Source organism: Bradyrhizobium sp. CB1015, from assembly GCF_025200925.1.
Taxonomy (GTDB): domain Bacteria; phylum Pseudomonadota; class Alphaproteobacteria; order Rhizobiales; family Xanthobacteraceae; genus Bradyrhizobium.
The window spans coordinates 5513963-5526127 of record NZ_CP104174.1; the positions used below are offsets into that span (position 1 = coordinate 5513963).

The 12165-nt window shown below is 64.6% G+C and carries 15 protein-coding genes; 6 read left to right on the forward strand and 9 right to left on the reverse strand.

The annotated features are described in order from the left end of the window. Positions 1 to 2: 2 nt before the first annotated feature. The 3 genes from N2604_RS25720 to N2604_RS25730 all read right to left on the reverse strand — a co-directional run bounded on the left by N2604_RS25720 (position 3) and on the right by N2604_RS25730 (position 1948). Positions 3 to 158 (reverse strand): hypothetical protein, encoded by a 156-nt coding sequence (locus N2604_RS25720; protein ID WP_008548553.1) that lies wholly within the window; start codon positions 156 to 158, stop codon positions 3 to 5. Between the two features lie 244 nt (positions 159 to 402). Next, a complete protein-coding gene (locus N2604_RS25725; protein WP_260370945.1) occupies positions 403 to 804 on the reverse strand; it encodes a RidA family protein in 402 nt (133 codons plus the stop codon). Between the two features lie 298 nt (positions 805 to 1102). After that, the gene (locus N2604_RS25730; protein WP_260370946.1) at positions 1103 to 1948 is read right to left on the reverse strand and encodes a cell envelope integrity EipB family protein; all 846 of its coding nucleotides are present in this window, start codon (positions 1946 to 1948) and stop codon (positions 1103 to 1105) included. 229 nt (positions 1949 to 2177) lie between these two features. Here N2604_RS25730 and N2604_RS25735 point away from each other — a divergent pair, with 229 nt between their 5' ends. From N2604_RS25735 to N2604_RS25750, 4 genes are all read left to right on the forward strand, one after another. Then, positions 2178 to 2645, forward strand: a complete 468-nt coding sequence (locus N2604_RS25735; protein ID WP_014494672.1) for a RidA family protein — start codon at positions 2178 to 2180, stop codon at positions 2643 to 2645. A 6-nt stretch (positions 2646 to 2651) separates the two neighbouring features. After that, entirely contained in the window at positions 2652 to 3398 is a 747-nt protein-coding gene (locus N2604_RS25740; protein WP_260370947.1) for a glycerophosphodiester phosphodiesterase, read from the forward strand. Between the two features lie 182 nt (positions 3399 to 3580). Then, on the forward strand, positions 3581 to 4822 hold the full coding sequence (locus N2604_RS25745) for a GNAT family N-acetyltransferase (protein WP_260370948.1): 1242 nt from the start codon (positions 3581 to 3583) through the stop codon (positions 4820 to 4822). A gap of 53 nt (positions 4823 to 4875) precedes the next feature. Then, positions 4876 to 5304, forward strand: a complete 429-nt coding sequence (locus N2604_RS25750; RefSeq protein WP_260370949.1) for an HIT family protein — start codon at positions 4876 to 4878, stop codon at positions 5302 to 5304. Between the two features lie 90 nt (positions 5305 to 5394). On the opposite strand, the gene tsaA is transcribed toward N2604_RS25750, so the two are convergent. The 4 genes from tsaA to N2604_RS25770 all read right to left on the reverse strand — a co-directional run bounded on the left by tsaA (position 5395) and on the right by N2604_RS25770 (position 8187). Continuing rightward, positions 5395 to 5886 carry a tRNA (N6-threonylcarbamoyladenosine(37)-N6)-methyltransferase TrmO gene (gene tsaA, locus N2604_RS25755; RefSeq protein WP_260370950.1) on the reverse strand — a complete coding sequence of 164 codons (492 nt, stop codon included), beginning with the start codon at positions 5884 to 5886 and terminating at the stop codon, positions 5395 to 5397. Positions 5887 to 5919: 33 nt separating this feature from the next. Then, a complete protein-coding gene (locus N2604_RS25760) occupies positions 5920 to 6270 on the reverse strand; it encodes an AzlD domain-containing protein (RefSeq protein WP_260370951.1) in 351 nt (116 codons plus the stop codon). Then, positions 6267 to 7007: an AzlC family ABC transporter permease gene (locus N2604_RS25765; RefSeq protein WP_260370952.1), complete on the reverse strand. Its 741-nt coding sequence runs from the start codon at positions 7005 to 7007 to the stop codon at positions 6267 to 6269. The genes N2604_RS25760 and N2604_RS25765 overlap by 4 nt, the downstream gene beginning before the upstream one ends. Positions 7008 to 7233: 226 nt before the next feature. Further along, entirely contained in the window at positions 7234 to 8187 is a 954-nt protein-coding gene (locus N2604_RS25770) for a lytic transglycosylase domain-containing protein (RefSeq protein WP_260370953.1), read from the reverse strand. A gap of 87 nt (positions 8188 to 8274) precedes the next feature. Here N2604_RS25770 and N2604_RS25775 point away from each other — a divergent pair, with 87 nt between their 5' ends. Further along, positions 8275 to 8913: an HAD family hydrolase gene (locus tag N2604_RS25775; protein ID WP_260370954.1), complete on the forward strand. Its 639-nt coding sequence runs from the start codon at positions 8275 to 8277 to the stop codon at positions 8911 to 8913. Here N2604_RS25775 and N2604_RS25780 read toward each other — a convergent pair. Together N2604_RS25780 and N2604_RS25785 are read right to left on the reverse strand one after the other, a co-directional pair. Then, on the reverse strand, positions 8910 to 9947 hold the full coding sequence (locus tag N2604_RS25780) for a phenylacetaldoxime dehydratase family protein (RefSeq protein WP_260370955.1): 1038 nt from the start codon (positions 9945 to 9947) through the stop codon (positions 8910 to 8912). The two genes, N2604_RS25775 and N2604_RS25780, sit on opposite strands and share 4 nt — an antisense overlap. Positions 9948 to 9975: 28 nt before the next feature. Further along, positions 9976 to 10992, reverse strand: coding sequence for a carbon-nitrogen hydrolase family protein (locus tag N2604_RS25785; RefSeq protein ID WP_260370956.1), 1017 nt, complete (start codon positions 10990 to 10992; stop codon positions 9976 to 9978). A gap of 191 nt (positions 10993 to 11183) precedes the next feature. Between N2604_RS25785 and N2604_RS25790 the strand changes: the two genes are divergently transcribed. Then, on the forward strand, positions 11184 to 12140 hold the full coding sequence (locus tag N2604_RS25790; RefSeq protein ID WP_260376311.1) for a helix-turn-helix domain-containing protein: 957 nt from the start codon (positions 11184 to 11186) through the stop codon (positions 12138 to 12140). The last annotated feature ends 25 nt before the right edge of the window (positions 12141 to 12165 follow it).

Consider the following 12165-nt stretch of genomic DNA (forward strand, 5'->3'; position numbering starts at 1 on the left):
ACTCAGTCGCGTTCGAATATCCGTGCACCCGGATAGGCGCGCCTGGCATACTGAACGACCAACTGCCGATCCTGAGTTTCAAGGAACGGCGTTCGGATCTGACAAGACCCGACGATGAGGTGCCACAAGCCGTTGAGCTTTCGAATGACGACGTTCATTTGAGCCTCTTCGCAGTGACCCGAGTGGACTCAAATTGTAAGAATCTCCCGCCGTCGCTCAATTGTACCAGTGTAAGGTCAGCGCATCAGAAGGATTGGAGGAGATATACAAAGGTATGTTGACCATGGCTTCAACAGCCGCTGGCGCCAAGTAGGATGGGTAGAGCGAAGCGAAACCCATCATGCTCCTTCCCCGTAGCGATGGCGATGGGTTTCGCTGCGCTCTACCCATCCTACGGTCACGTCAATCCGCAACCGCGACGGCCTCGATCTCGATCAGCCATTCCGGCGCGGCGAGCGCGGAGACGCCGACGAGCGTCGAGGCCGGCGGCTCCATGCCTTCGAAGAAGGCCGAGCGGGCCTTGCCGATGATGGGCCGCAGCTCCGGCTTGTAGTTCACCACGAAGGTCGTGATCTTGACGATGTTGGAATAGCTCGCCCCCGCCGCCTTCAACGCGAGGCCGAGATTCTGCATCACCTGCGTGGTCTGCGCGGCAATATCGCCCTCGCCGACGATCCGCCCTTCCTCGTCCACCGAGACCTGCCCGGAGATGTAGATCGTGCGCGCGCCGGTCGCGGTGACGACGTGGGAATAGGCGGGATTGTGATGCAGACCGCTGGGGCGGAGATGGTCGAGCTTGGGCATGGGCTGGCTCCCCGAGTTTGTGGTTGGGGGAAGCGTAGCTGGAGAGCGAGCGGAGAGCCAGCCCCGTCATTGCGAGGAGCGTAGCGACGAAGCAATCCAGAATCTTTCCGCGGACGGACTCTGGTGCTTCGCGGAGCCTGTCATCGGGCCGCGCTCTGCGCAGACCCGGTGGCTCGCAATGACGACACCAATGAGTGACACAACTCTCGCCGTCATTCCGGGGCGGTCCGCACGACCGAACCCGGAATCTCGAGATTCCGGGTTCTCGCTTCGCGAGCCCAGGAATGACACTCGAAGCTCAATTGCAGGGCTTGCTGTCCCTGACGTCGAACTTGCCCATGGCGCCGGAGATGACGAAGTCGTTGTAGTCGAGCACGAGCTGGCGCGAGACGCCGTTCTCGTAGAGCTCGAACGCCATGGCGTAGACCGGCGTCTGCTCGCCCTCCTTCTGCTGGGCGTCGCGGTCGAAATAGCTGACGGTGACCGGCCAGCGTTTCAGCGACTTCATGTGCTCGTCCGCGGTCGACGGATCGGACGAGGTGGCACGGTCGGCGGGGATCGGCTGACCGATCACGGTCAGCGTGTTGTAGACCTTCTGACCGTCATCGGAGCCGTCATAGACGGAGAGTTCCAGCAGCGATTTCCCTTCCCTCGCGGCGGCGATGATGCGCTGGATCTGCTCGGTCGGGAACACGATCTTGCCGTCGAGCGTGAACGTCTTCGGCGCCGGCAGCTTCAGCTTGACGTTGATGTGGTCGCCGTCACGCTCGGCCGAGCCGTCGACGCGGCCGGCATCCGCCTCGTTCATGCGCGTCTCGATCTTGAAACGGTAGCTCTTGCCGGCGGCATCCTCCCAGGAGTTGGAGCGGAGGTCGCTGAGCGTGACCTTGCCCTCGCCGCTGTCGAGCTCGGAGACCTGGCGGAATTCCGAGGTATAGCCCTCACAGGCGTTCCCCGTGAAATTGTAGAGGATCCGACCGCGCGCGCTGTTCACCGAATTGCTGCGCGATTTGACCAGGCTGAGGTCATAGAGCGCCTGGTGCGCGAGAAACGGACCGTTGGCGGCCTGAGCCCCGCCACCAAAGCCGACACTGGCCGCGACGAGCGCCATCACACCGAGCGAAGTCCGGAAAAGGTGCACCATGTCTGTTCCCTGAGGAAAGCGCAGATTCGACATTTTAATGACCGCTCCATTGCGCCGCAACTGAGGCCGTACACGTAAAATTACCCCTCCACGTTGAACCTGCTGGCCTGCCAACACAATGCGCCCCCTCCGGTTGCTTGCATGTGGCGGCACGATGGGCGAAACAGGGCGCGCCCGGCCATCCAGGGGACGCGCCGGAGCGAAGGATTTTTGGACAACGAGGTCGGACATGGCGGGCACGGTCGAGCAGAAACTGGCGGAGCAAGGCATCAAGCTGCACGAGGCCCCCACCCCCGTCGCCAATTACGTGCCCTTCGTGCGCACCGGCAACCTGCTGTTCGTCTCCGGCCAGGTCTGCTTCGACCCCGCCGGCAAGCTGATTGCCAAGGGCAAGCTGGGCGCCGGCGTCTCGATCGAGGACGGCGCTGCAGCCGCGCGCGGCTGCGCGGTCAACCTGCTGGCCCAGGTCAAGGCGGCGCTCGGCGATCTCGACAAGGTCGTACGCGTGGTGCGCCTCGGCGGCTTCATCAACTCGGCCCCGGATTTCCTGGACGGGCCGAAGGTGCTCAACGGCGCCTCGGACCTGATGGTTGCCGCCTTCGGCGACAAGGGCCGCCACGCCCGCACCACCGTTGGCGTCGCCTCGCTGCCCGCGGATGCCGCGGTCGAGGTCGAAGGCGTGTTCGAGGTCGCCTGACGCCAAATGCGCGCTCCGGATTGGCTGACAGCGCGGCCGGTCGCCCATCGCGGCCTGCATGACATTTCGCGCGGCATCGTCGAGAACATGCGGGGCGCGGTGCAGGCTGCGATTGCCGGCAATTTCGCGATCGAGGTCGATATCCAGCTCTCGGCCGACGGCGAGGCCATGGTCCATCACGACCATGCCCTGGGCCGACTCACCGAGGCCGCCGGCGAGGTGATCTCAAAGTCCGCGGCCGAGCTGAAGGCCGTCAGGTTCAAGGACACCGACGAGCGGATGATGTCGCTCTCCGACCTCTGCGCCTTGGTCGCCGGACGTGTGCCCCTGGTGATCGAGGTGAAGAGCCATTTCGGCGGCGACCGCAAGCTGGTGAAGCGGATGGCGGAGGTGCTGACATCCTATGACGGCCCCGCCGTCGGCATGTCCTTTGATCCAGACCAGGTGCTTGCGTTGCGCGAGCTGTTGCCCAACCGTCCCCGCGGCATCGTCGCGCAGCGGAGCTATGAGGACGAGTACTGGGCCAAGCTCACCCAAGAGCAGCGCGACAGCATGCTGTACCTCCGCCATGGCTTGCAGACCCAGCCGCATTTCGTCGCCTTCAAGGTCGACCACCTGCCGGCCCCCGCCCCCTGGATCGCCCGCAACGTCTTCGGTTGCGCCCTGCTCGGCTGGACCGTCCGCACGGCGGAGCAGCGGACGCGGGTCGCGCAATATGCGGATCAGATGATCTTCGAGGGGTTCGTGCCGTAGGGCTTGCCCATGTCCCGGACAAGCAGCGACGCATCAGCGTTGCTGCGTAGAGCCGGGGAATTTGCTGCAACATGGGCCCCGGCTCAGCAGCGCACCACTACGTGCTGCGCAGCGTCCGGGGCACAAGAGCGAGCCTTCCCCGCCCCTTGAAGTCGCTGCTGCAATGCACGATCTTGCAAGCAATGGGATCATCCGAAATTACGCTCGAGGCCGTACCATCCATTGGCGAGGTATCGCCGGAGGATTGGGACGCTTGCGCCAATCCGGGCAAGGCTTGTAATGGCCACGGCGCGGGAACCTCATCCGCTCTTCCAGGCGATTCCGCCAGCATCTTAACACCCGCCTATAACCCGTTCGTTTCGCACGCATTTTTATCTGCCATTGAGAAATCGGGTTCGGCCACGATCCGGACTGGCTGGGGACCCCGGCATCTGGTCGCCAAGCTCGATGGCCGCGTCGCCGGAATCGTACCCTGCTATCTGAAATCGCACAGCCAGGGCGAATACGTCTTCGATCGCGGCTGGGCGGATGCCTATGAGCGCGCCGGCGGGCGCTACTACCCGAAGCTCCAGGTCTCGGTTCCCTTTACGCCGGCGACCGGACCGCGGCTGCTGGTGCGCGACGGCGTCGATCGCGAGCGCATCACCGAAGCGCTGGTGAGTGGCCTCATAGCGCTGTGCGGCGTCAGCAAGGCCTCCTCCGTCCACGTCACGTTCGCGCAAGAGAGCGAATGGAAGCTGCTCGCCGAGCACGGCTTCCTCCAGCGCACCGACCAGCAGTTCCACTGGCACAATGACGGCTTTGCAAGCTTCGATGACTTTCTGGCGACGCTGAACTCGCGCCACCGCAAATCGATCAAGCGCGAGCGGCGCGATGCACTGGCCGCCGGCATCACCATTCACTGGCTCACCGGCAAGGACATCACCGAGGATGCCTGGGATGCCTTCTTCGCATTCTACATGGAGACCGGCTCGCGCAAATGGGGCCGGCCGTATCTCACGCGCGAGTTCTTCTCGCTGATCGGCGAGACCATGAGCCAGGACGTGCTGCTGGTGATGGCCCGCCGCAACAATCGCTGGATTGCGGGCGCGATCAACTTCATCGGCTCGGACACGCTGTTCGGCCGCAACTGGGGCGCCGTCGAACATCACCCGTTCCTGCATTTCGAGGTCTGCTACTACCAGGCGATCGACTTCGCGATCAAACACGGCCTCAAGCATGTCGAGGCCGGCGCGCAGGGCGAGCACAAGATCGCGCGCGGCTACCTGCCGCGCACCACCCATTCCGCTCACTTCATCGCCGATCCCGGCCTGCGCCGCGCCATCGACGATTACCTCAAGCGCGAGCGCGCCTATGTTGCGGAAGCCGGACGAGAGCTCGCCGAGCTCGGCCCGTTCCGCAAAGGGGCCGACGAGGCGCCTTGACGCCTCGCCACGGCTGGTGACAGTAAGCGCAAATCGTCCGAGGAGCCGCCGCCATGACCGCCTACGACACCAACAACATCTTCGCAAAAATCCTGCGCGGCGAGCTGCCCTGCTACAAGGTGTACGAGGACGAGCACGTGTTCGCTTTCCTCGACATCATGCCGCGCGCGCCCGGTCACACGCTGGTGATCCCGAAGGCCCCTGCCCGTAACATCCTTGACATCAAGCCCGACGACTACGCCCATGTCGCCCGCGGCGCGCACAAGATCGCCGCCGCCGCAATGAAGGCGTTTGACGCAGACGGCATCACCGTGCAGCAGTTCAACGAGCCTGCCGGCGGACAGGTGGTGTTTCACCTGCACATGCACGTGATGCCGCGCCACGACGGCGTCGCCATGCTGCCGCCGGCGAGCCGCAAGGAAGACGACAAGGTGCTGCAAGAGCACGCGGCGAAGCTGATGGCGGCGTTGAAGGCGGTGTAGTCCTGACCGCGTAGCCCGGATGGAGCGCAGCGCAATCCGGGACTTTTCCCGCATTCCGCTGCGCTCCATGCGGGCTACGTTCTCCGCCCCTCACTCAGCCTCGAAATCGCCCTTCTGCGGCGCGGCCAGCGGCGTGAACTCGCAGCGGTCTGGCTTGATGTCGATCAGCGGCGTGTTGTCGATGCAGTCGAGGCCGCGCACCAGGATGGCATTGCCCTCGATGCCGACCAGCTTCACGATCGATGTGCCGATCGGATTGGGCCGTACCGGCGAGCGCAGCGAAAAGGTGCCGCGGGTCTTCTCGTTGTTCTTCGGGCTCTGCAGGATAATGTCGCGGCGCGACCGGTCGAGCCAATAGAGCACTTCGAGATTGCTGTAGAAGTCGACGCCCTTGATGGCCGGCACGAACGGCTCGAAGATCTCGAGGCGGCAGATCGGGCCATCGTGACGCCCCTGCCGCGGCGTCTCCAGCCGCGTCGTCCAGGGCGTGCGGATACGGCCGATGAAGACGAGGCCGGCATCTTGCGTCGGCGGCAGCTCGATGGCGACCTCGCCCTCGCGGAGCTCCTGTTCGCGAACCATATGTCCTGTTCCTTAAGCCATTCGCCGGCGGTTTTAGCCCAACCACCACTTGCCGGCCAGCATGAAGACTTCGCCCGTGACGACGCCCGCGAAGATCGAACGGCGGGTGAGCAGGAAGACGACGAGCCCGGCGCCGACCGCGCCATAGCGCAGGATATCAGGCACGCTGGCCAGCGCGCCTGGTGGCTGGATCACGATCTGGGCGATGACGCCGGCCAGGATCGCGGTGGCGACTGCCCTCACCCAGACCAGCAGCTCCGAGCCCTCGTCGATGCCGCCGCCGAACCACAGGCCCAGCATGCGCCAGATCTGGTTGGGAACGACGCCGGCAACGAACAGCACTGCCAGCGCGTGCCAGTCGCCGATCGCTTGCGCAAAGCTCATGCGCGCACCTCCCGCCACCAATGCACGCCATAAGCGATCGTCCCGGCGACCACGCCGCTGACGAGGATGTCGAGACCGGAGTTCATCTTCGCCGCCAGCGGATAGAGCACGATGCCCAGCACGAGCGCGACGACATCGGCAACCTCGCGGCTGTTGCGCGCCGTCGAGAACAAGAACGACAGCGGCGTCAGCAGCAGGATCGCCGCGCCGAGCGTCTGCGTCAGGTTGGCAGCGAGCAAATAGCCGACAATATTGGCGACAAGGCACACGGAGACGAGCCCGCAGCCGAGCCCGTGGACGAAGGCGATCCGCCGTTCGCGCGGCACCTGCGGCAGGAAGCGGTGGCATTCGACCCACAGCGTCACCGCGGTGAGATGCGCGGCGAAGATCAGCTCGCGCCGCTTGGTCTTGGATGTACGCATCAGCGGCAGCACGGAGACCACCATCGGAAACAGGCGGATGGCGCTGACGGTCACCGCGATCGCCGACTGGATGATGGTGGCGCCCGAGCCGAGCGTGGTGATCAGGATGATCTGCGCCGGGCCTGCCCAGACGAACAGGGTCGAGCACAGCGCCCAGAGCAGGCTGAAATGGGTGTCGTGGGCGAGCGCACCGATGCCGAGATAAGTCACGAACAGCACGATGGTGAGGATCGTCTGCGTGATCGAGCGCAATCCCCACGCGAAGGCGCGCCAGGGACTTTGCCATTGCGGTGAATCGAGCGGAGGAAGCGCCACGGGAGCTTTGGCCGGTGAGGAATCGTGGCTGCATAACGGGCGAGACGGCGGCGCGCGTCAAGGAAGGGCGCGGCGGGGCTGGCATGCGCGAGGCCCAGCCCACCGTCGTCATTCCGGGGCGGCGCGAAGAGCCGAACCCGGAATCTCGAGATTCTCAGGTGCGCAAGCGCGCACCGGGGGTCGATGCTTCGCATCGCCCCGGAATGACCGCCAGAGCGAATGCGCCCTACCCCGCCACACCGCGGTTCTTCAGCACGAAGCAGGCGCCGCCCGCCTTGCGGATGCGGTTGCACAGATCATCGGCCTCGGCGCGCGTATCCGCGCCGATGCGGACCTGATAGAACGCGCGCGTGCCGCGGCTGCGCATCACCGAGCTTAGCAGGCTTGGATCGCGCTCGCCGATCACGGTGCTCAGTTTGGTGACGGCTCGGGAATACATCGCCAGCGCCTTGTTGCGGTCGAAGCCGGCCGCGAGCTGGACGCCCCAGATCTTCGCCGCTGCAAGTTCGACATGCTGCTCGAGCTCGGCGACGAACGGATTGGGAGCACGTTTGAGCAACGCCATCAGATCGCGGCAGCTCGTCGGCGGCGAGCTCGGCGTTGCCTTGCCGGTGCTCCCCGCCTTGGCCCAGGCATCGACGCTCGTGCCGGTGATCGCATAGACGTAGTTACGGGTCTGCTCCGGCATCGGCCCGGTGCCGGCGAGCCATTCCTGCACGCGCCGAGGGCCGGCATTGTAAGCGGCCGCGGCAAGGCCGAGATTGCCGAACTGGTTGCGCAGCTCATTGAGGAATTCGGCCGACTTCGGCAAAGCCTGCACCGGATTGAAGGGATCGAGCAGCCCGCGCTCGCCGGCAGTGCCCGGCATGAACTGCGCGATCCCCTGCGCATGTTCGCCGCTGCGCGTCATGGGCCCGACCGCATCGGCCTGGAAGCGGCTCTCCTGCCAGATCACGCGCGCGAAGAATTCCAGTGGCAGGTTATTGTCGCGCGCGGCCGCCTCCACGATCAGGCAGATCGATTCCCGCGTGTCGCTCTCGCGGGCCTCTTTGGCCTTCTCCGCGGGCCTCTCGGGTTCCTCGGCCTTGGCAGGCGCGTCGGCGGGCGGCGCCTCCTCCGCGAGCGCTGGCGACAGCAGGAGGGCATGGCACAGGACAGCGATGACCCGAGCTATTCGCATGGTATGACGCTATCGGACAAATCGGACCTTGACTTGGAACCCCAGCCAACTAGCAACAGACGGCATTATCAACACCGGTCCCGCCTGATGGTGACAATCTTTTTTGATCTCGACGGCACGCTGACAAACCCGAAGCCCGGGATCACCCGCTCGATCCAATATGCGCTGGAACGGCTCGGCGTTCCCGTGCCGAGCGAGGACGAACTGACCTGGTGTATCGGCCCTCCGCTGCTCGCCAGCCTTCGAAAGCTCACCGGAGCCGATGAGCTCGCCGACCGCGCATTGCTGCTCTATCGCGAGCGTTTCAGCGATATCGGCCTGTTCGAGAACGAGGCTTACAGCGGAATTACGGACACGTTATCTTCGCTCGCAGCGACACGTCAGCGCATGTTCGTGGCGACCAGCAAGCCCGCCGTCTACGCCAGCCGCATCGTCGATCATTTCGGCTTGAAGCCGTATTTCGAACGCGTGTTCGGATCCGAGCTCGACGGCACGCGTGTCGACAAGCGCGATCTGCTCCGCTACGCGCTCGAGGAGACGAAGGTCGATGCCAACAGCGCGATCATGATCGGCGACCGCAGCCACGACGTGGTCGGCGCCCGCACCAACGGCATGACCGCCATCGGCGTGCTCTACGGCTATGGCAGCGAAGCCGAGCTACGCGATGCCGGCGCGCACCACATCTGCGCGGCGCATCCCGAGCTGCTCGGCCATTGTGTCGCTTAGGTGCTGACCGTTTCGACCGCCGCCAGCATGCCCGTTTTCGGGTGACAGTTCAGATATTCGAAGAACTGTTCATCGGCGGCCGCCACCGTCACCTCGTGATAGAGCCGCAGCTTGGCTGACGGCCCGAGCGTCGACAGATATTTCATGGCCGCGCCGAATATCCTGACATGGGTCGGATGCGACTCCGCCCAGCGTTCGAGCGCGGCGAGGCTCTTCCACCAGCTCTGACCGTAGGACTTTTCGCTCGCGCCGCCGTCGGCCGTCAGCACCTGCATGTAGCGGTTGGCATAGCAGCCAATCGCGAGGCCATCATCGCGCAGAAAATCCATGCCCTCGCGCAGCACAGGTTCGACGTCGTCGAGATAGAGCTTTCGCTCGGATGCTGCAGTATCGCTCCAGTCCTGCCCGGACCGGATCAGGCAGAGATTATCGTGCGCCACGACTCTCAGCCGCGGGCCGTCGCAAATCAGCTCAGGCGCGCCACCAGGCGCCATCGCATCAGTCTGCGACAGCGGAATACGGTCGCGCATCCCGCCCCAATAGGCGTGCTCCTGCACCTCGCCGCTCATGCCTTCCGCAACGACGGCCACCCCTTCCGGCCGATCCGGCGAGGAGAACAGCGTCTCATGACGGGCCACATTAGGACGCAGCACCTCGATGAAGGTACCGATGGCTTCGCGCTGCCGCCCGGTCCACATCTCGCGCGCCCGCACGAACCAGGCATCAAAGCGTGCGAGATCGTCCCAATAAGCAACCGTGACAACATTCTCGGAGTCGGACTGATCGGCATAACGCGCACGGTCCCAATGCGACGGACCGCCATCCATTGCGAACAGTCCTGCGAGTTCTTTCAACGCCTCCATTGCCGCCGGTGCCGCACCGCCATACTGGACACCGAAATAGGCCATCACGACGCGGCTGACCGCAGGCTTGTAGCGCGCCACGAAGGACGGATATGGCGGCTGGTAATCGTCCGGCACGCGCTTGTGGCGCGTGCGTGGGGTTTCGAGATGCGCAGGAATTGCGGATTCCATGGCAATGTCCTCCCCGTTGTCGCGGCGATCAGCTTGCCGCCGCCGCAATGTCCATGGGCTCGACGGTGTCGACAGGCAGCGCAAATTGCTCGACCCGTTTGTAGGGCTTTTTGTTGAGCAGCAGCCGTGTGACGTCGGGCCGCGAATAATGTCCGGCGGGATCGGCGGCGTTCTTGGCAACGCCGATGGCGCCGAGATCGATCTCTGCGATCAGCAGGCCCTCCTGATCGGGCGCCAGCTTCTCCCCGATCTGACTGCCGTCGGGGCCGTAGATGGCCGCAAAGCCGCCGCCCGCATGCAGCAGCGCATTCTTGTCCGGCCGGTCGCAGAGCTCGTCGATCATGGCCTGCGAGACGGTGGCGCAAGGCGCGAGCACGAAGCATGAGCCTTCCACCGCATAGACGCGCGAAGCCGCGTTGTTGACCTCCGCCCCCAACGCCGGCGCGAAGGGATCGTAGAGCGAGAAGCTCGGCCAGGCCGCGACATGGACCTGTTCGTTCTGAGCGTACATTGCGTATTTCGACAGCGGCTGCAGATGCTCCCAGCAGCACAGCGCGCCGAGCCGGCCGATGTCGGGCCGCGCATGCACGGCGAGGTCGCTGCCGTCGCCTTCGCCATAGACCGTGCGCTCGGCATGGGTCGGCCGCAGCTTGCGGCGCTTTGCGATGGTGTCGCCATCAGGGCCGATCAGCCATTGCGCGAGGTAAAGGCTGCCGCCGTCGCGCTCGGACAGGCCGATCACGGCGGTGAGCTTTGCCTTGCGCACGGCCTCGCGGAGGCGCTCCGCCTGCGGACTGTCATAGGATAGCGAATTGTCGAAATAGCGCTGCACGAAGCCCCGCCCGATCGCCCAGGCCGGCGAGTCCAGCCAGATATGCCAGGGGTAACCGGGGATGAAAGCTTCCGGAAAGGCGATCAGCCTGGCACCCTTTTCCGCGGCCTCCCCGATCAGCGCGATCGACTTGTCGATCGAGGCGTCGAGGTCGAGCCAGGCCGGCGCCGCCTGAACCACCGCCACCTTGTATTTCGGATGTTCGATGCCCATTGCCGCCTCCATTGCCGGTTGATCAGAAGCCACGTCCGATGCAGTCTATTTGGCCAGGCCGGGCGGCCAGGCGCTCGACCACGGTGGAACAAAAACTCGACTGCACGCGCTGCCGGCCGGTACGAGATTTGCCTCCGGTCGGACTGGATCCCCAGGGCGATTTTGCAGGCTGTGAAAGGGAGGCTGTTCAGGTGCCAATCCAGTTCACGACGGACGGCAGTCCCGGCTATCGGCGGCTCGCTCTCTGGCAGGACATCGTCTGCGACGTCTTCGTCGGGCTCGACTGCAAGTCGGACCTTGGCAGCGCCTTTCGCGGGTCGGTCACCCAGGCTTCGCTCGGTAAAGCAGTCTGCTCCGAAGTCTGCTCCGACCGCCAGCACGTATTCCGCACGCCGTCGCGTATCGCGCGTTCAAACCAGGATTTTGTTCTTGTAGCACTCGGCAATCGCGGCAACGGTGGCGTTGTGCAGGACGGCCGCGAGACCGTGATCCACCCCGGCGAGTTCGCGCTCTACGACACAACGCGCCCGTACGAGCTGAAGTTCAACGACAGTTTTATGCAGACCATTTTCAAGGTACCACGCGAGATGCTGCAGCGGCGGCTCGGCGGCACCGAGACGCTGACCGCAATGTCATTTGGCGCCGACGCACCGCTCGAACGGCTCGCCTATGATTTCATTGTCCGGCTCTGCCAGAATGCGGATGGTTTGGCTCCGGATACGGCCACCGCGCTGTCGGAGCAGGCAGTTGATCTGCTTGCGATGGCATTGAGCGAGCGGCTCGGCAAGTCATCGCTGCCGTCCTCGACCCACCGCTCGGCCCTGCTGTACCGATTGAAGGCGCACATCCGCGCGCACCTCGCCGATCCCGATCTCTCGCTCGCTGAAACCGCAGCCGCGCTCGGCTTCTCGCCGCGCTATGTCAACGATCTTCTCGCGGACGAGGACACCTCCTTCCAGCGTCATGTCCTCGCCGAACGCCTTGCCCGATGTCGGAGAGATCTCGCCTCGCCTCTGCTCGCCCATCGCCACATCGGCGAGATCGCCTTCGCCTGGGGCTTCAACGACCTCTCGCATTTCGGCCGTGTCTTCCGCGAGCATTTTGGCACGTCGCCCCGCGACTTCCGGCAGAGCCAGTTGCGGCATTGAGGTGCATTCCGATCGGCTGTCATCT